Origin of the sequence: Streptomyces sp. x-80, assembly GCF_046549095.1 — a bacterium.
GTDB lineage: Bacteria > Actinomycetota > Actinomycetes > Streptomycetales > Streptomycetaceae > Streptomyces > Streptomyces celluloflavus.
On record NZ_JAJPWM010000004.1, the window covers coordinates 321,530 to 339,045 of the forward strand.

Here is a 17,516-nt window from a genome sequence, read left to right on the forward strand (position 1 = left end):
CTGACGCTGCCGCGCAGTCCGATCCGCTACGGAGAGGACCCTCACCATGGCCGACACCGTGCTCTACGACCTGACCGACGGGCTGGCGACGATCACGCTCAACCGCCCCGACGCGATGAACGCGCTGAACATCGAGGCGAAAGTCGCGCTCCGGGACACCCTCCGGGAGGCCGCCGCCGACCCCGCCGTACGCGCCGTGCTGCTGACCGCCACGGGGCGCGCCTTCTGCGTCGGACAGGACCTCAAGGAGCACATCGGGCTGCTGGCCGCGGACCGGGCGAGCGGTGCGGGCAGCACGATGACCACCGTGCGCGAGCACTACAACCCCATCGTCACGGCGCTGGCGGAGATGCCCAAGCCCGTGGTCGCGGGTGTCAACGGCGTCGCGGCGGGCGCCGGCGCGGGCTTCGCGCTGGCCGCCGACTACCGCGTCGTCGCCGACTCCGCGTCCTTCAACACCTCCTTCGCGGGTGTCGCGCTGACCGCCGACTCCGGGATGTCCTGGACGCTGCCGCGGCTGATCGGACACGGCCGGGCCGCCGATCTGCTGCTCTTCCCGCGCACCGTCGGCGCCCAGGAGGCGTACGAGCTGGGCATCGCCAACAAGGTCGTCCCGGCGGACGAGTTGGCCGACGCGGCCGCGGCCGTCGCCCGCCGGCTGGCCCAGGGCCCGACCGCCGCCTACGCCGCACTCAAGGAGTCGCTCGCCTACGGCGCCGGGCACTCGCTCGCCGAGACCCTCGGCAAGGAGGATGAGCTCCAGGTGCGGGCCGGGGCCTCGGAGGACCACCGGATCGCGGTGGAGGCGTTCGTGAAGAAGGAGAAGCCGGTCTTCCTGGGACGCTGAACGGCGGCGCCGGGCGGGGCCCCGGGCGGCCCGGTCAGCTGGCCGCGGCGCCCGGGACCCCGCCCTGTCCGGCCCCGTCCCGTCTGGCGGCGGCCTCCGCGGCCGCGCGGACATGACAGCCCGCCAGGTGGTCGTTGACCAGGCCGCATGCCTGCATCATGGCGTACGCCGTCGTCGGGCCGACGAAGCGGAAGCCGCGCTTCTTGAGGTCCTTGGCGAGCGCCGTGGACTCCGGGGTGACCGGTTGCACATCGTCGCGGCTGCGCGGCGCCGGGCGGGCGGCCCGGTCGGGGGCGTAGGACCAGATGAGCTCGTCCAGCTCGCCGGGGGCCAGCGCGGCGGCGACCCGGGCGTTGTTGATCGTCGCGGCGATCTTGGCGCGGTTGCGGATGATGCCGGGGTCGGCGAGCAGCCGGTCGGCGTCCGCGTCCGTGAACCGCGCCACCGCCGGAATCCGGAAGTCTGCGAACGCGGTGCGGAAGCCCGGCCGGCGGCGCAGGATCGTGATCCAGGAGAGCCCGGACTGGAACGCCTCCAGGCTCATCCGCTCGAAGAGCGCGTCGTCGCCGTGGACCGGCAGGCCCCATTCGGTGTCGTGGTAGGCGCGGTAGTCCGCCATCTGCTCCGACTCCATCCCCCACGGACAGCGCGGGATGCCGTCGGGGGCCGTCACTACGTCGCTCATGCCCGCTCCTCGCCTTCGGGGGTGCCCGGGGCCTCCGGGGCTTTCGGGGTCTTCGGGGCGACCGGTTCTTCGGAGGTTCCCGGGGCTTCCGGGGCCTCCGGGGTTCTCGGGAGCCCCGCGGTGCCGAGGCCGGGCCGGTGGTCCTGGGCCGGCCCCGGGCCGCCCATGGCCGCGGCGTGCGCGCCGGCCAGGGCCGCCTCCAGCTCAGCGATCCGCGCGTCCCGCTCGGCCAGCTCGGCGCCGAGGCGGTCCAGTACGTCGTCGACCTCGGACATCCGGTAGCCGCGGACGCTCACCGGGATGCGGACGGCATCCACATCGGCGCGGGCGACCGGGCGGTCGTCGGGCAGCGGGTCGTGGAGCCGGTCCGGCTCGGCGTCCCGCAGCCCACCGCCGTCATCGCCGCCGAGGACGACGAGCGTGACCGCGGCCACGACCACGACCATCGCGATCAGCAAGAACCAGAACACGACCAACTCCCCGGGCTATGTCTCTGTACCGATCGTGCCATGCGGGTGTGACAGTTAGGGTCGCTGGCGGACCACGGAGAAGGAGTCAAGGAATGCTGCGGCTGGGGAATCGCGAGTTCGGTGCGCACGAACAGGTGATCATGGCGATCGTCAACAGGACCCCCGACTCCTTCTACGACCAGGGCGCCACGTTCCGCGACGAGCCCGCGCTCGCCCGCGTCGAGCAGGCGGTGGCCGACGGCGCCGCGATCATCGACATCGGCGGGGTCAAGGCCGGTCCCGGCGAGGAGGTGAGTGCGCAGGAGGAGGCGCGCCGCACGGTCGGGTTCGTCGCCGAGGTGCGCCGGCGCCACCCCGATGTGGTGATCAGCGTCGACACCTGGCGGCACGATGTCGGCGAGGCGGTCTGCGAGGCCGGCGCCGATCTGCTCAACGATGCCTGGGGCGGCGTCGACCCCCGGCTGGCGGAGGTCGCGGCGCGGTACGGCGCCGGTCTGGTGTGCACGCACGCGGGTGGCGCCCAGCCGCGTACCCGCCCGCACCGGGTGACGTACGAGGACGTGATGGCGGACATCCTCCGGGTGACGCGCGGACTGGCCGAGCGGGCCGTGGAGTTGGGCGTCCGGCGCGACGCGATCATGATCGACCCGGGGCACGACTTCGGGAAGAACACCCGGCACAGCCTGGAGGCGACCCGCCGGCTCGGCGAGATGGCGGACACCGGCTGGCCGGTGCTGGTCTCGCTGTCCAACAAGGACTTCGTCGGCGAGACACTCGACCGGCCGGTCAAGGAGCGGGTCCTCGGCACCCTCGCCACCACCGCCGTGTCGGCCTGGCTGGGTGCGCGGGTCTACCGGGTCCACGAGGTGGCCGAGACCCGGCAGGTGCTGGACATGGTGGCCTCGATCGCCGGCCACCGGCCCCCGGCGGTCGCCCGCCGGGGACTGGTCTGAGGTTCCGTGTCCGGGCCGGTGGTCAGGTCCGGTCCGGGCCCATCCCGGCTTCCTTGGTCACCAGCGCGACGGCCTCCGCCACATCGTCGGTGAGGTGGAAGAGGTCCAGATCGTGCAGGGACGCCTTGCCCCCGGCGATGAGGGTGTCGCGCAGCCAGTCGATCAGCCCGCTCCAGTAGGCCGTGCCGAACAGCACGATCGGGAAGCGGGTGACCTTGCCGGTCTGGACGAGGGTGAGCGCCTCGAAGAGCTCGTCCAGGGTGCCGAGCCCGCCGGGCAGCACGACGAACCCGCGCGCGTACTTCACGAAGCAGGTCTTGCGGACGAAGAAGTACCGGAAGTCGACGCCGAGGTTCACATAGGCGTTGAGGCCCTGCTCGAAGGGCAGCTCGATGCCGAGGCCGACGGAGACGCCGCCGGCCTCGCTGGCGCCCTTGTTGGCGGCCTCCATGGCGCCGGGACCGCCGCCGGTGATCACCGCGAACCCGGCCTCCACCAGTGCCTTTCCGATCCGCACCCCGGCGTCGTACTCCTCGGAGTCCGGTGCCGTGCGCGCGGAGCCGAAGACGCTGATGGCCGGGCCCAGCTCGGTGAGCGCGCCGAACCCCTCCACGAACTCCGCCTGGATGCGCAGCACTCGCCAGGGGTCGGTGTGCAGCCACTCGGAGGGACCTTGCCAGTCCAGCAGCCGCTGGTCCGTGGTACCGGTCTGCACCTGGTCGCGACGGCGGAGTACGGGACCCAGCCGCTGCTCCTCCGGGGCCGGCACTCCCTCGGGGTTGGCCATGACGTGCTCCCTCCACTGAACAGAACCTTGCCTGCTCAGCCTAGGTGCACCGGCGCGCGGCGCAGCAGGATTCGCGGGGCGGGCGGGCGGCCGGCGGGCGGTCAGTCCGTCAGCCAGGCGCGCAGCCGCTCCTCACAGTGCAGGATGCGGTCGGTCTGCACCCGTTCGTCCTTTTTGTGGGCGAGCAGGGGGTTGCCGGGGCCGTAGTTGACGGCCGGGACGCCGAGGGCGCTGAAGCGGGAGACGTCCGTCCAGCCGAACTTGGGGTGCGCGCTGCCGCCGACGGACTCCATGAACGCCTTGGCCGCCGGGTGGGAGAGGCCGGGCAGCGCGCCCGGGGAGTGGTCGTCGACGATGAACTCGTCCACCGGGCAGCCGGCGAAGACCTCGCGGACGTGGGCGAGGGCCTCCTCGGGGCTGCGGTCCGGCGCGTAGCGGAAGTTGACGGTGACCGTGCAGGCGTCCGGGATGACGTTGTTGGCGACGCCGGCCTCGACGCGTACGGCGTTGAGGCCCTCGCGGTATTCGAGACCGTCGATCACCCGGCGGCGCGGTTCGTACGCGGCGAGCGCGCCCAGGATGGGGGCGGCGGCGTGCACGGCGTTGGCGCCCATCCAGCTGCGCGCGGAGTGGGCGCGCTCCCCGGTGGTGCGCAGCAGGACCCGCAGGGTGCCCTGGCAGCCGCCCTCCACCTGGCCGTCGGAGGGCTCCAGGAGGACGGCGAAATCACCGGCGAGCCAGTCGGGGTGGGCGTCCGCCACCTTGCCGAGGCCGTTGAGGTGGGCGGCGACCTCTTCGTTGTCGTAGAAGACGAAGGTGAGGTCGCGGTTGGGGGCGGGGACGGTGGCGGCCGTCCGCAGCTGGACGGCGATCCCGGACTTCATGTCGCAGGTGCCGCAGCCCCACAGGACGCCGTGCTCGTCGAGCCGGGAGGGCACATTGCCGGCGATCGGCACGGTGTCGAGGTGCCCGGCGAGCACCACCCGCTCCGCGCGGCCCAGATGCGTACGGGCCACGATGTTGTTGCCGTACCGGTCGACGGTCAGGTGGTCCAGCGCGCGCAGCGCGTGCTCCACGGCGTCGGCGAGGTCCTTCTCGTGCCCGCTCTCGGAGGGGAAGTCGACGAGCTGTGCGGTGAGCTCGGCGGCGTCGCGCGTGAGGTCGAGGGCGGGGTGGCGTGCGGGGCGGTCCATGGGGCCGACCCTACCGCCGGCCTCCAGTACGGTGGGCTGCGTGTCTGCCCAGCCCTCTGCCCCCACGCGCCGTACCCGCCTCTGGCGAACCGCCGCGGCCTTCGTCGTGCTGCTCGGACTGGCCGGCTATCTGCTGGTGCAGTACCTGACCGGCGGCCCCGGGGCGCCGCGTTGCACGGTGCGCGCCGAGGGCGAGGCCGAGGCGTACGAGCTCTCCCCCGAGCAGGCCGCGAACGCCGCGACGATCTCGGCGGTGGCGTCCTCGCGCGGGCTCCCGGAGCGGGCGGTGACGATCGCGCTGGCGACCGCGATGCAGGAGTCGGGGCTGCGCAACATCCACTTCGGCGACCGGGATTCGGTCGGCCTCTTCCAGCAGCGGCCGTCCCAGGACTGGGGCACCGTGGATCAGATCATGGACCCGGTCTATTCGGCCGGGGAGTTCTACACGCATCTGGCGAAGGTGCCCGGTTACTCCCGGCTGCCGCTGACCGTCGCGGCGCAGAAGGTGCAGCGCAGCGGCTATCCGCAGGCGTACGCGAAGCACGAGGCGAATGCCACACAGCTGAGCGGGGCGCTCACCGGCCGCGATCCGGGGGCGATGACGTGCACCGGGAACCAGCCGGCGGACGGGAAGGCGCCCGGTGTCGCGAAGGTGCGGGAGAAGCTGGTGCGCGAGTTCGGCCCGGAGGTGCTGCCGCGGACGGGCCGCGCGGGCGGTCGGGCCGCGGGCGGCGGGCAGAGTCTGACGGTGCCGGTGCAGCAGTCCGGGGCCGGGGCCACCGGCGATGCGGCGCGGCGCGGCTGGGAGCTGGCGACCTGGGCGCTGGCGCACTCCGACGAACTCCACATCGAACAGATCTCTTACGCCGGCCGGACGTGGACGGCGGCCGATGCGGCAAAGGGCTGGCAGGGGCAGGACGGCACGGCCGCGGCCCCGGGTCAGACCGCGGGTGACGTCCGTATCACCGCCGCGCAATAGTGCGCCGTATCCCCTGAAAGAGTCACCGGCGCCAATTCCTTTTCCCGGTACGGCAGTTCGGCAGAACGCGGCCACCGGGTTCCGCAATTCCCTTGTTCGCGAAGCACCGTGACGTTTTCTGCGGTCATCATTCCGCGTACATATTTCGCGCCTTTATCCAGTGCCGATTATGTGACGCGTTACCAATTCTTTACCGGAGTTCACCGCAACCTTCGGGGACCTGACGCGGTAGTCAGGGCGTCCGCCCGGCGGACGTGGCACATCTGTCAGAAGTACGCGTCCCTCTCCGTAAAAGGAGCACCATGTCCCTCCCCGTTACGCGTCGGATCGCCCGAGCCGCCCTGCTCATCGCAGCGAGCGCGGCTCCCGTGGCCGCGGTGGCCGGTACCGCGAGCGCCGCGGACCTGCCCAAGGCACCCGACCTGGGCGGACTGACCACCCTGGACTCCGCGGGCACCAGCGAGAACCTCGACCACACCGCCAAGGACGGCATCGGCGTGGTGAACACCGCCGGCCACAAGGCCGCGGAGACGCTCGCCCCGGCGCTCATCGAGACCGGTGGCGCGGTGATCCAGCAGGCCGCCCCGACCACGCAGAAGGCCGCCGACGCCGCGGAGGGCCTGGTCCGCAGGACCGCCAAGAAGGGCATCTCGACCGACACCCTGGTCGCCGACGCGGCCAAGGGCCTGCTCGGCGGCCTGCCGCTCGGCCAGACCGCGCTGAAGGGACTGCCGGTCAACGGCCTGCTCGGCGGCTGAGCGGGCCGTTGACCGGTCGGCCACCGTACGACGCGCAGGGGCCCGGGGAGAGCGAACTCCCCGGGCCCCTGCGCGTCGTCCGCGCCCGCGCGCTCAGCGGTTCACGGCGCCAGGCGGCGCACCGCGGCGGCCACCCGCTCATCGGTGGCGGTGAAGGCGATCCGGACGAACCGCTCCCCCGCCGTACCGTAGAAATCGCCCGGGGCGACGAGGATGCCACGCTTGGCGAGATCGCCGACGGTGTCCCAGCAGGGCTCGTCGCGGGTCGCCCAGAGGTAGAGCGACGCCTCGCTGTGCTCGATGCGGAACCCGGCGGCCTCGAAGGCGGCGCGCAGCGCGGTGCGGCGGCGGGCGTAGCGTTCGCGCTGCTCCGCGACGTGGGCGGTATCGCCCAGCGCCGCGATCATGGCGGCCTGGACGGGGGCGGCGACCATCATCCCGCTGTGCTTGCGGATCTGGAGCAGCTCGCCCAGGACGGCGGCGTCGCCGGCCAGGAACGCGGCACGGTAGCCCGCGAGGTTGGAGCGCTTGGAGAGCGAGTGGACCGCGACGATGCCGTCGAGGGAACCGCCGCAGACGTCCGGGTGCAGCACCGAGACCGGGTCGGCGTCCCAGCCCAGTTCGAGGTAGCACTCGTCGCTGACCACCAGCACACCGTGCTCCCGGGCCCAGGCGACGGTACGGCGCAGCTCGCCGGCGCTCAGCACCCGGCCGGTGGGGTTGGACGGCGAGTTGAGCCACAGCAGCTTCAGCCCGGCGGGGTCGAGCGCGGTCGGGTCGTCGTAGACCACCGGTTCGGCACCGGCCAGCCGCGCGCCGACCTCGTACGTCGGGTAGGCCAGGCGCGGGTAGGCGACCCGGTCGCCGGCGCCCAGGCCCAGCTGGGTCGGCAGCCAGGCCACCAGCTCCTTGGAGCCGACGATCGGCAGCACGTTGGTGTGCGCCAGGCCACGGGCGCCCAGCCGGCCGGCGGCCCAGCCGGTCAGCGCGTCGCGCAGCGCGGGGGTCCCCCACACCGTCGGGTAGCCGGGGCTGTCGGCCGCGTCGGTCAGGGCCTGCCGGACCACCGCGGGCACGGAGTCGACCGGGGTGCCGACGGACAGATCGACGATGCCGTCGGCGTGCGCGGCGGCGGCGGTCTTGTACGGCTCCAGCCGGTCCCAGGGGAAGACGGGCAGGCGGCCGCGGAGCGACTGGGGGGCGGCGGACGGGCGGGCGGAGGCTGCCACGGTGCTCTCTTTCTCGGCGAGGGGGGCGGTCGGATGCGTCGGCACGAAACACCTCGGTCCCGTACGGCAGTGAGGCCGTACGGGACCGGGCGGCGCCGTGCGACCGCTGACGACCAGGAGACGGGAGGGTGCGGGCGGGCGCCCTCGTCCCCGGGCCGTTACTGGTTCTGCGGCGGCAGCGCTGCGATGAAGGGGTGGTCGCGCTCGATCAGGCCGAGCTTGCTGGCACCACCGGGCGAGCCGAGCTCGTCGAAGAACTCGACGTTCGCCTTGTAGTAGTCCTTCCACTCATCCGGGGTGTCGTCCTCGTAGAAGATCGCCTCGACCGGACAGACCGGCTCACAGGCACCGCAGTCGACACATTCGTCCGGGTGGATGTACAAGGATCGGGAGCCCTCGTAGATGCAGTCGACGGGGCACTCCTCGATGCATGCCTTGTCCTTGACGTCGACACAAGGCTGCGCGATGACGTAGGTCACGCTGTCGTTCCTCCTCGGTAGGGCCGGCGGACCGATTGTCAGTACCGCCGCAGGGCGCGCGGGAGCGCGGCGTCGTCGATGCCCACCACCTAGTATCTCCGTTCCCGGGCACGAGACGTACTAGAGGGGCGGATAGAGCTGTGGAATTCCTGGCCGGCGGTCGCGCAGAGGTCCGCATTACCCCCTCTGACGTGGGCAAAAGGGTATCTGTCCGGCGCCGGACCGGCGGCGGGGCAGGGGAGCCGGCGTTCACGGATGTGGTCGGGGTTCTCACATCCTGGGCCGAGGGTGTGCTGAGCATCACACGTCGCAGCGGTGAGGCCGTCCGGATCGAGGATGCGTCACTGGTCGCCGCCAAGGTCGTCCCGGCGCAGCCGGCCCGCCGGAAGGGTCCGGCGGCCGGTACCCGCGAGCTCCAGGAGATCGCCGCCCGCGGCTGGCCCGCCCTTGAGACGGAGCGTCTCGGGGACTGGACGCTGCGGGCCTCCGGCGGTTTCACCCGGCGGGCCAACTCCGTACTGCCTCTCGGCGACCCCGGCCGCCCGCTGGACGCGGCGCTGGAGCGGGTCACCGCGTGGTACGGCGCGCGCGGGCTGCCCCCGGCCATCATGGTCACCACCGGCCGGGCGGACACCGACGAGCGGCTGGCGGCGGAGCTGGCGGAGCGTGGCTGGGCGGCCGAGGGGCACACCCTGGTCAAGATCTCGGCGCTGGCGCCGCTCGCCGACACCGGCGCGGACACCTCACGCGTCGCCCTCGCCCGGGAACCGGACGCGCGCTGGTGCGGCCTGTACAACCGGACCGGTGCGCCCACACCGCAGGCGCTGAAGGTGCTGACCGGCGGGCCGTCGGTGTGGTTCGCGACGGTGCCGGACGAGACCGGCGGCGCGGCGGCGGTCGGACGTCTGGTGGTCGACGGCCGGTGGGCCGGGTTCGCCGCCGTGGAGGTGGCCCCGGGGCAGCGCCGCCGCGGGCTGGCCACCCTGGTGACGGCGGCGCTCGCCGAACGGGCCCTGCACGAGGGCGCCTCGGCCGCCCATCTCCAGGTCGAGGCGGACAACGACGGCGCCCGCGCGCTCTACGACCGGCTCGGTTTCACCGACCACCACGGCTATCACTACCGGCGCGCCCTGCCGGGCGACGCCCGCTGAACGGATATCTCCCGTATGCCACAGAACCCCGGACCTGACAGCCCGGACGACCGTGACGAACCGGATAACCCGAGCAACCCGGATGGCATGGACACCCCGGACGACCAGGACGGCATGACCACCCCCGACGGCACGGACGGCTCGGACGGCATGGACGGCATGGACGGCATGGACGCTGTCCGCGCCGCGCGACGGCGGCGGTTCGCCGAGGCCGCCCGCGAGGAGCGGCCCGATCTCGCGCTGCTGTGCCTGCTGATCGCCGCCGAGGCTGATCCGGCGCTGGACGAGGCGGGCATCGACGCCGCGCAGATCGAGCTGGACCGGCTGGCCGGCCTGCTGCCGTACGCGCCCGCCCGACGCCCCACCGCCCCGGCGGACGGCGCCCCGGCGGACGGCGCCCCGGCGGACGGCGCCCCCGCCGTCTGGGCGCGTAACCTCGCCGACCTGCTCGGCACCAGGTGCGGCTTCGGCGGCTCGGCCGCCGACTACCGGCGGCTGGAGTCGTCGCTGCTGCACGACGTACTGCGCCGCCGCCGGGGCCTGCCGATCCTGCTGTCGGTGGTGTGGACGGAGGTCGCCCGGCGGGCCGGTGCGCCGGTGTACGGGGTGGCGCTGCCGGGCCATTTCGTCGTCGGGTTCGGCGATCCGTACGGCCGGCATGTGCTGGCCGATCCGTTCGCGGGCGGCCGGCTGCTCACCGACGAGGACGCGGCGCGGCTGGTCGCGGACGCGACGGGGACGGAGGCTGGCCCGGGGCTGACCGAACGGATGCTCACGCCCGCCGGACCGCTGGAGACCGTACAGCGGATCCTCAACAACATCCGGGCCTGGGCACAGGTGCGGCCGGAGCAGAGCGCGGTACAGCTGTGGGCGGTCGAGTTGTCGCTGCTGCTGCCCAGCCATCCGGCGCAGCTGCGCCATGAACACGCCCAGCTGCTCGTCCAGCGCGGCGAGTTCACCGCGGGAGCGGCCGAACTGGAGGAGTACGCGAGGGTGGTGGCGGAGGTCGATCCGGCCGCCGCGGCCGCGGTCCGACGTCAGGCCGCCGCGGCCCGCGCCATGCTCAACTGACCCTCGGGCGGGCCGGGACACGGGACTGCGGCCCGCCTCGGGGCGGGTCGGCAGGGGGTCGTCGGAGCTCATGAGCACGCGCCCAGCTGCTCCTCCCCCGCCGTGAGTTCACCGGGCGGGGCGATCGGACCGGAGAAATACGCGCAGGTGGCGGAGGAGATCGACCCGGCCGCCGCAGCCGCGGTCCGACTCAGGCCGCCGCGGCCCGCGCCGTGCTCAACCGACCCTCGGACCGTCCCGGAACACCGGGCCGCGATCCACCTCGGGAGGGGCCGACAGGCGGTCGGCGGCGCTGTCGTCGGTCCGGCTCGCGGTGTGCGGGGCGCGGCGTACGACGAGCAGGGTGGCGTCGTCCTTGAGCCGACCGCCCGTGAAGTCCTCCAGGTCGGCGCGGAGCGTGGTCACCAGCTCGGCGGGGTCCAGCCGGGTCCAGCCGGCCAGCCGTTCGCGCAGCGGGTAGAACTCACCGTGCGCGCCGCGTGCCTCGGTGACGCCGTCGGTGCACATCACGATCCAGTCGTCGGGCCGCGGCCGGACCGGCACGCTGCGGCGCGGATCGTCACCGACCAGCGCGCCGAGGCCGAGCGGCAGCGCGCCCTCCCCGTCGGTCCGCTCGTGCACCACGCCGTCGCGGACCAGGTAGTAGGGAATGTGGCCGCAGGACAGCACCCGGGCCGGCCCGTCGTCGCGCACCTCCAGAAGCAGCGCGGTGACGAAGCGCTCGTCGGCACCCCGCTCGGCCGAGCGGGTGTTGTAGCGGGTCAGCGCCTGCTCCATGCGCTCGGCGACGGACTCCAGGGACTCCTGGTGGTGGGCCGCCTCACGGAAGGAGGCGAGCACCTCGTGGCCGGCCCCGATCGCGGGCATGCCCTTGCCCTGGACGTCGCCGATCATCAGGCGCTGCCCGTACGGGGTCTCGACCGCCTCGTAGATGTCGCCGCCGACCCGGGCGCCCTCCTGGGCGGAGACGTAGAAGCCGAACGCCTCCAGGGGACCCGCGGTCAGCGGCAGCTCGCGCAGCATGGCCCGCTGGACGGCGTCGGCGACCATGCTGGTACGGGCGTAGAGGGCCTCGCGCTGGAGCCGGGTGCGGCACAGTACCGCCGCGAAGACGCCCACCAGGACCGCGCCGAACACCCCGACGATCTTGCTGGCGGTCGCCCAGTCGGGGACCGTGAAGATGTTGATGTAGGAGAGACAGACGATGTAGACGCCCGCGACGGCGAGGGTCCAGCGGTAGGTGCAGCGCAGCGCGGCGACCAGCGGGGCGATGCCCAGGAAGAGCGCCACATGCACTTCGGGACGGGTCGCCGCGTCCATGACCGTGACGGCCAGGATCGCGAGGATCAGCAGCACGGCGGCGAGGCGGCCGCGGTGCGGAGCTCGGTTGGCAGGCATCACACCTCCCAGCCTGCGGGACACCGCCCGGCCGCGCACAGGGACGAAGGTCCTGGTGGGGGACGGTTGGGGCGCCGCCGAATTCTGATGGTGCGGGTGGCGCAAGGGGGGGCGGGGCACCGGGGTACGGGCGCTGGGGGCCGGAGCCGCTTGAGGGGGCGGGGCGCGGTGGCCGTGGCGGCCGACCGGCTACAGCCAGCCCTTGTCGCGGGCGGCTCGGACCGCCTCGGCGCGGTTGCGGGCGCCGGTCTTCTGGATGGCGGTGGAGAGGTAGTTGCGGACCGTGCCCTGGGACAGATGGAGCACGTCGGCGATCTCGGCGTTGGTGGAACCGTCGCCGGCCGCCCCCAGCACCTCGCGCTCGCGGTCGGTGAGCGGGCTGGCCCCGTCGGCGAGCGCGGCCGCCGCCAGGACGGGATCGATGACCCGCTCACCGCGCAGCACCCGCCGTACGGCGTCCGCGAGCCGGGCCGCGGGGGCGTCCTTGACCAGGAAGGCGTCGGCGCCCGCCTCCATGGCGCGGCGCAGATAGCCGGGGCGCCCGAAAGTGGTGAGGATGACGACCTTCATCCCGGGGAACTCGTCGCGCAGCACGGCCGCCGCGTCCAGCCCGCTCATACCGGGCATCTCGATGTCCAGCAGCGCGACGTCCACGGCCTGGGCACGGGCCGCCGCGAGCACCTCGTCACCACGCGCCGCCTGTGCGACGACCTCCAGATCGGGCTCCAGGCCCAGCAGCGCGGCCAGCGCCTCCCGGACCATCGACTGGTCCTCGGCGAGAAGGAGCCGGATACCTGGCACGGGCCGCTCGCCGTCGGAGTCACTCATGCGCCCAGCCTAGCCATCGAGGCCCGGCGGCCGGCCCCCGAGGGAGGCTCCAGAACTGGAAGCCCCCGCCGCGGGCGGCCCCGTCGTACGCGGCCCCGGCACGGGTGGCCCCTGCGCGGGCAGCTTCGTCGCGGGCGGCCCCTGCGCGGGCAGCCTCGTCGCGGGCGGCCCCGTCGTACCGGCCTTCCCGCCTCGGGGTCGTTCCCGCCTCGGGCGGCCGTATCCGTTTCGGGTCAACGGCCGGCCGACGGGCGGGCGTCCAGCGCGGGAGCGATACGGGAGCGACGCGGGAGTGGCGCGGGAGTGGCGCGGGAGTGGCGCGGGAGTGGCGCGGGAGTGGCGCGGGAGCGATGCGGGACCGGCACGGAGCCGGCGCAGGACCGGCACGGGAGCAATGCGGGAGTGGCGCGGGAGCGATACGGGACCGGCACGGAGCCGGCGCAGGACCGGGGCGGGACCGGCACGGGAGCAATGCGGGACCGACTCGGAGCCGGCGCAGGACCGACGCGAGACCGGCACGAAACCGTGTCCGCCGCACGCTCGCGGCATGCGGCGCCCGGCCTGCGACGCCCGGATACGGCGCCCGGCGCGGGGCGGACAACTCCCGTGCCCGCGCCCGCTCCGCGCCACCTCGCGCGGTTCACGGCGTCCCCGCCGAGCGGCTAGCGTCGGTCGCATGGCCGACTCAGAACACCGGGAAGCGGTAGCGGTAGCGGAACCGAGGCTGCGCGCGTGGGGCTGGGTGTTCGGCGCCCGGGAGATCGACGACACCGATACCGGACCGCCCGTCTACACCGACTTCGAAAAGGACTGGGACGGTCAACTGGGCCTGATCCGGGCGTGGGTGACGAAGCGCGGCTACCAGCTCAGCGGCCACGAGATCTGGTCGATCCGCCGACCCGCCAACGCCCTCGCGGCCTTCCTGGCTGAGCAGCGCATTCCCGTGCTGGTCATCCCCGGCCGGGCCATCCGGGACCGGATGCGCACCACGTGGGAGTGCTGGCCGCAGGTGGTCACGGACGTGACGGCGGCCGGGGTCCGGATCGAGATCGCCGAGCACGACGGATCCTGACCGGTGGCCAAGGGCTGTCCCGTCATACCTGGTGGATGAGCGTGCGGCATACCTGGTGGATCAGCTCGCGGCGTCAGATGCGGTGCATCGCAAGACGGCGGAGCGTCCGCCTACTGGATGTAGGTGGACGTTCCGACAACGCGGCGAGATGCCGTAGCTGTCGTCGCGCGCCCGCCAGGTATGACGGGACAGCCCTCAGGACTCTCGCCCGGTCTTCCAGGGCGCGCCGTCACGGTGGCAGCGTTCGCCCAGGGAACGGGTCCCGCAGGGTCCGGTGGGGATCGCACGGCAGAGGTCGGGTCCCGCAGGGTCCGGTGCGGCGCACCACACGGCGGGGGGCGGGTCCCACAGTGTCCGACGGCGCACCACACGACAGAGGCCGAGTCCCGCAGCGTCCGATGCGGCGCACCGCACGGCGGAGCGTCGCCCCGATATCAGGTGCACCGAGGTGACCCCGGCAACGCCGCGTGGGGCACCTCCCAGTGGTAGCCGGAAGGTACGGCGTGCCGGATGCCACAGGGCGGGCGTCCCGGGACAGCACACCTAGGCCGGGTCGTCGGGCGACGCGGATGCGGCGGGGGCGGCGGGAGCCGGGGTGGCGGTGGTCAGCGGGACGTAGGCGCGGAGGGCGAAGCCCCCGCCGCGCGTGGCGGAGCCGGTCTCCAGGCGGCCGTCGGCCAGCAGCAGGCGCTCGCGCAGACCGGCGAGGCCGTTGCCGTCGTGCTGGAGGCGGGGCGGGCCCGCGCCGTCGTCGAGTACCGACAGGCAGAGCCAGCGGCGCTCGTCGGCCGCCCACTCCTCGCTGAGCAGCAGCTCGCAGCGGCGCGCACCGCTGTGCCGTACGACGTTGGTGACGGCCTCGCGCAGCGCCCAGGCCAGCGCGCCCTCCGCCTCGCCCGCGAGACCGTGGCGCCCGCGCTCCAGGGCGGGGTCGACCGCGGCCGTCACCCCGGCGGCGTGCAGCGCGGCCCGTGCCCCGGCGAGCTCGACGGCGAGCCGAGGTCTTCGGTAGCCCGTGACGGCCTCCCGGACGTCCACCAGCGCCTGCCTGCTGACCCGTTCGATGTCGGCGACCTGCCGGGCGGCGTCCGCCGGCCGGTCGGGCAGCATCCGCCCCGCCAGTTCGCTCTTGAGCGTGATCAGCGAGAGGGAGTGCCCGAGGAGGTCGTGCAGATCGCGGGCCATCCGCAGGCGCTCCTCGTTGGCGGCGAGGCGGGCGACCTCCTCTCGGGCGGCGCGCAGCTCCTTGGTCGTGGCGATCAGATACTGCATGCCGGCCATCGCGTAGCCGATGCCCAGCGACGGCAGGACGAAGGCGAAGAGGTAGTAACTGCCGGCCTCCGGGTACCACATGCCGACGATGAGCAGCAGGAGGGCGCAGACCGGGATCGTCCACCTGGACTGCCGCCAGGGCAGCACCACGCCGCAGGCCACGGACGTGAAGATGAACAGCACCAGCCAGCTCGGCCCGAGGACCGCGGCGAGCACACAGGCCAGCACCGCCAGCACGGCCAGCAGGATGCGCTTCCCCAGGAGGGACAGGGTCCGCCACATGTGCCGGAACACCAGGGTGAAGTACGTCGCGACGAAAAGGCCGGCGCCCAGGACGCCCAGCACGCGGTCGGCGGTGGAATGGCGGTCGGCGAAGAGCTCCGTCACCGGGCCGGTGAAGTAGATCAGCCAGACGCCGATCCACACGATCTTGCTGATGGACTGCCGCCGGTTGAGGGGGGCCTGCCCGATCCGCACCGGGTTGACGTCCTCCGGCACGCTCTCCGCCCGCACCCGCGTCACGCCTTCCGGGTGTCCTTGCGGTACAGCCAGGCCGCGCCGCCGGCGAAGATCAGCAGATAGCCGACCAGGATGGCCATGTCCTTGGCATGCGGTGCGGCGCCGGTCTCGACGGCGGCGCCGAGGGCCGCGTACGCATGGGTCGGGAGCCATTCCGAGATGTTCTGCACCCACTGCGGCAGGAGCGTCATCGGCATCCACAGGCCGCCGAGGAAGGCCAGGGCGAAGAAGAGCAGCATCGAGATCGGGCGGACCGCGTCGCCGGTGGCGAGGTAGCCGATGGCGACGCCGAGGGCGGCGAAGACGAAGCTGCCGAGCCAGGTGCCGGCGGCGATGGCGATCCACTGCCAGGCTTCCAGCCGGACGCCCTTGACCGCCGCGGCGACGATCATGACCAGCAGGATCGAGGGCAGGCTGACGGTCGCCGCGGAGGCTATCTTGGCGGCGACATAGCCGCGGCCGGGCAGGGCGGTCAGCCGCAGCTGACGTACCCAGCCGCTCTCGCGCTCCTTGGCGATGCGCTCGCTGTTGCCCAGCATGACGGCCGTCATGGCACCGAATGCTGCCATGGAGACCATGTAGTAGAGGGGCATGTTCAGCTTCATGCCCGGCAGCGGCTTGTTGTCGGCACCGCCGGCGATGAGCAGGTACAGCGCCGCCGGATAGATCACCGAGAAGAACAGGAACCTCTTGTTCCGCAGGGCGCGGACGATCTCCAGTTTGATCAGCGTGGTCATCGTGCCGCCTCCTCGGCGGTGGCGGGGGTCGCGTCGGACGCCGTGGTGAGGGCGATGAACGCCTGTTCCAGGCCGAGGCCGGAGACTTCCAGGTTGTGCGGGTAGAGGTCGAGGCCGTAGAGGGCGTGCACGGTCGCGTCGGCGTCCTGGGACTGGATGCGGACCGTGCGGCCGGCGATCTCCAGAGCGGTCAGGCACGGCAGGCCGTGCAGCGCGGTGCGGTCGATCGGCTCGTCGAGGTCGAAGGTGACCCGGCGGGCACCCGCCCTGGCCTTGATCTCCGCCGCGGTGCCGTCGGCCAGCACCCGGCCGCGGTGCAGCACGATCACGCGGTCGGCGATCTCGTCGGCCTCTTCGAGGTAGTGGGTGGCGAACAGGACCGTACGGCCCTGCTGGACCTGCTCCCGCATCGTGCCCCAGAACGTCTGGCGGGCCGAGACGTCCATACCGGTGGTCGGCTCGTCCAGCACGATCAGGTCGTTGGCCCCGGCGGTGGCGAGGGCGAAGCGCACCCGCTGCTCCTGGCCACCGGAGAGCTTGCCGATCAGCCGGTCGCCGATCTCGGTGATGCCGGCGGTGGCCAGGATCTGGTCGACGGGGTAGCCGCGCGGGTGCAGATCGCTGGCGAGCCGGACCAGTTCCCGGACCTTGACGCCCTCCATCAGGCCGCCGCTCTGAAGCATCGCGCCGACCTTGCCCTGCACGATGGCCTGCTGCGGCGTCATCCCGAACAGGGTCAGGGTGCCGGAGTCGGGGTTGCGCAGGCCGAGGAGGAGATCGAGGGTGGAGGACTTGCCCGCGCCGTTCGGGCCGAGCAGGGCCACGGTCTCGCCCGGATGCAGCTCCAGATTCAGGTCGGCTACCGCGTGCACCGCACCGTAGCTCTTGCTGACCTGCTGGAAGCTGACCACGGGGGCCGGGCCCGCGCGGTGCCCGGCGGTGGCTGTGGTGGTGGCTGTGGTCGTCATGTTCTTCATCATCACGGACCGGCGGACCGCGCGGCAGTGTCGGGTGTATGGACTGTGCCATGACAGATGTCATGGGTGAGGCCCCCTAGGGGATTCCCTGAGGGAATCGCCCGCGGGGGC

General features: G+C 73.1%; 18 protein-coding genes. 7 read left to right on the forward strand and 11 right to left on the reverse strand.

The features are described from left to right. Positions 1–46 precede the first annotated feature (46 nt). On the forward strand, positions 47–847 hold the full coding sequence (locus ACLJWH_RS09525; RefSeq protein ID WP_411141152.1) for an enoyl-CoA hydratase-related protein: 801 nt from the start codon (positions 47–49) through the stop codon (positions 845–847). Between the two features lie 34 nt (positions 848–881). Here the strand turns inward: ACLJWH_RS09525 and ACLJWH_RS09530 are convergent, their stop codons facing one another. Together ACLJWH_RS09530 and ACLJWH_RS09535 are read right to left on the reverse strand one after the other, a co-directional pair. Further along, positions 882–1,532, reverse strand: a complete 651-nt coding sequence (locus ACLJWH_RS09530) for a DNA-3-methyladenine glycosylase I (protein ID WP_411141153.1) — start codon at positions 1,530–1,532, stop codon at positions 882–884. Beyond that, positions 1,529–2,002 (reverse strand): DivIVA domain-containing protein, encoded by a 474-nt coding sequence (locus ACLJWH_RS09535; RefSeq protein WP_411141154.1) that lies wholly within the window; start codon positions 2,000–2,002, stop codon positions 1,529–1,531. The genes ACLJWH_RS09530 and ACLJWH_RS09535 overlap by 4 nt, the downstream gene beginning before the upstream one ends. 92 nt (positions 2,003–2,094) lie before the next feature. Here ACLJWH_RS09535 and folP point away from each other — a divergent pair, with 92 nt between their 5' ends. Next, positions 2,095–2,955 (forward strand): dihydropteroate synthase, encoded by an 861-nt coding sequence (gene folP / locus ACLJWH_RS09540; protein WP_411141155.1) that lies wholly within the window; start codon positions 2,095–2,097, stop codon positions 2,953–2,955. Between the two features lie 22 nt (positions 2,956–2,977). On the opposite strand, the gene ACLJWH_RS09545 is transcribed toward folP, so the two are convergent. Both ACLJWH_RS09545 and dapE read right to left on the reverse strand, forming a co-directional pair. Further along, positions 2,978–3,742, reverse strand: a complete 765-nt coding sequence (locus ACLJWH_RS09545; protein ID WP_411141156.1) for a TIGR00730 family Rossman fold protein — start codon at positions 3,740–3,742, stop codon at positions 2,978–2,980. A gap of 101 nt (positions 3,743–3,843) precedes the next feature. Next, positions 3,844–4,935 (reverse strand): succinyl-diaminopimelate desuccinylase, encoded by a 1,092-nt coding sequence (dapE, locus tag ACLJWH_RS09550; RefSeq protein WP_411141157.1) that lies wholly within the window; start codon positions 4,933–4,935, stop codon positions 3,844–3,846. 40 nt (positions 4,936–4,975) lie between these two features. Between dapE and ACLJWH_RS09555 the strand changes: the two genes are divergently transcribed. Together ACLJWH_RS09555 and ACLJWH_RS09560 are read left to right on the forward strand one after the other, a co-directional pair. Beyond that, positions 4,976–5,914 carry a heavy metal transporter gene (locus ACLJWH_RS09555; protein ID WP_411141158.1) on the forward strand — a complete coding sequence of 313 codons (939 nt, stop codon included), beginning with the start codon at positions 4,976–4,978 and terminating at the stop codon, positions 5,912–5,914. Between the two features lie 302 nt (positions 5,915–6,216). Beyond that, complete coding sequence (locus tag ACLJWH_RS09560; protein WP_411141159.1) at positions 6,217–6,672, forward strand: ATP-binding protein; 456 nt, start codon at positions 6,217–6,219, stop codon at positions 6,670–6,672. Between the two features lie 101 nt (positions 6,673–6,773). On the opposite strand, the gene dapC is transcribed toward ACLJWH_RS09560, so the two are convergent. Together dapC and fdxA are read right to left on the reverse strand one after the other, a co-directional pair. Then, positions 6,774–7,901, reverse strand: a complete 1,128-nt coding sequence (dapC, locus tag ACLJWH_RS09565) for a succinyldiaminopimelate transaminase (protein WP_411141160.1) — start codon at positions 7,899–7,901, stop codon at positions 6,774–6,776. A gap of 158 nt (positions 7,902–8,059) precedes the next feature. Then, on the reverse strand, positions 8,060–8,380 hold the full coding sequence (fdxA, locus tag ACLJWH_RS09570; protein ID WP_004950253.1) for a ferredoxin: 321 nt from the start codon (positions 8,378–8,380) through the stop codon (positions 8,060–8,062). Between the two features lie 140 nt (positions 8,381–8,520). Between fdxA and ACLJWH_RS09575 the strand changes: the two genes are divergently transcribed. Both ACLJWH_RS09575 and ACLJWH_RS09580 read left to right on the forward strand, forming a co-directional pair. Next, the gene (locus tag ACLJWH_RS09575) at positions 8,521–9,531 is read left to right on the forward strand and encodes a GNAT family N-acetyltransferase (protein ID WP_411141161.1); all 1,011 of its coding nucleotides are present in this window, start codon (positions 8,521–8,523) and stop codon (positions 9,529–9,531) included. Positions 9,532–9,690: 159 nt separating this feature from the next. After that, the gene (locus tag ACLJWH_RS09580; protein ID WP_411141366.1) at positions 9,691–10,602 is read left to right on the forward strand and encodes a transglutaminase-like domain-containing protein; all 912 of its coding nucleotides are present in this window, start codon (positions 9,691–9,693) and stop codon (positions 10,600–10,602) included. 216 nt (positions 10,603–10,818) lie between these two features. Here ACLJWH_RS09580 and ACLJWH_RS09585 read toward each other — a convergent pair whose 3' ends face one another. Beyond that, complete coding sequence (locus tag ACLJWH_RS09585; RefSeq protein ID WP_411141162.1) at positions 10,819–12,000, reverse strand: PP2C family protein-serine/threonine phosphatase; 1,182 nt, start codon at positions 11,998–12,000, stop codon at positions 10,819–10,821. A 189-nt stretch (positions 12,001–12,189) separates the two neighbouring features. Further along, positions 12,190–12,828, reverse strand: coding sequence for a response regulator (locus ACLJWH_RS09590; protein WP_411141163.1), 639 nt, complete (start codon positions 12,826–12,828; stop codon positions 12,190–12,192). A 676-nt stretch (positions 12,829–13,504) separates the two neighbouring features. Between ACLJWH_RS09590 and ACLJWH_RS09595 the strand changes: the two genes are divergently transcribed. Next, positions 13,505–13,900, forward strand: coding sequence for a hypothetical protein (locus ACLJWH_RS09595; protein ID WP_411141164.1), 396 nt, complete (start codon positions 13,505–13,507; stop codon positions 13,898–13,900). 543 nt (positions 13,901–14,443) lie between these two features. Here the strand turns inward: ACLJWH_RS09595 and ACLJWH_RS09600 are convergent. From ACLJWH_RS09600 to ACLJWH_RS09610, 3 genes are read right to left on the reverse strand one after another with little or no spacing between them, the layout of a single operon-like run. Further along, a complete protein-coding gene (locus tag ACLJWH_RS09600; RefSeq protein WP_411141165.1) occupies positions 14,444–15,694 on the reverse strand; it encodes a sensor histidine kinase in 1,251 nt (416 codons plus the stop codon). Beyond that, positions 15,691–16,428, reverse strand: a complete 738-nt coding sequence (locus tag ACLJWH_RS09605) for an ABC transporter permease (RefSeq protein WP_411141166.1) — start codon at positions 16,426–16,428, stop codon at positions 15,691–15,693. The genes ACLJWH_RS09600 and ACLJWH_RS09605 overlap by 4 nt, the downstream gene beginning before the upstream one ends. Next, on the reverse strand, positions 16,425–17,396 hold the full coding sequence (locus tag ACLJWH_RS09610) for an ABC transporter ATP-binding protein (protein ID WP_411141167.1): 972 nt from the start codon (positions 17,394–17,396) through the stop codon (positions 16,425–16,427). The genes ACLJWH_RS09605 and ACLJWH_RS09610 overlap by 4 nt, the downstream gene beginning before the upstream one ends. Positions 17,397–17,516: the final 120 nt, after the last annotated feature.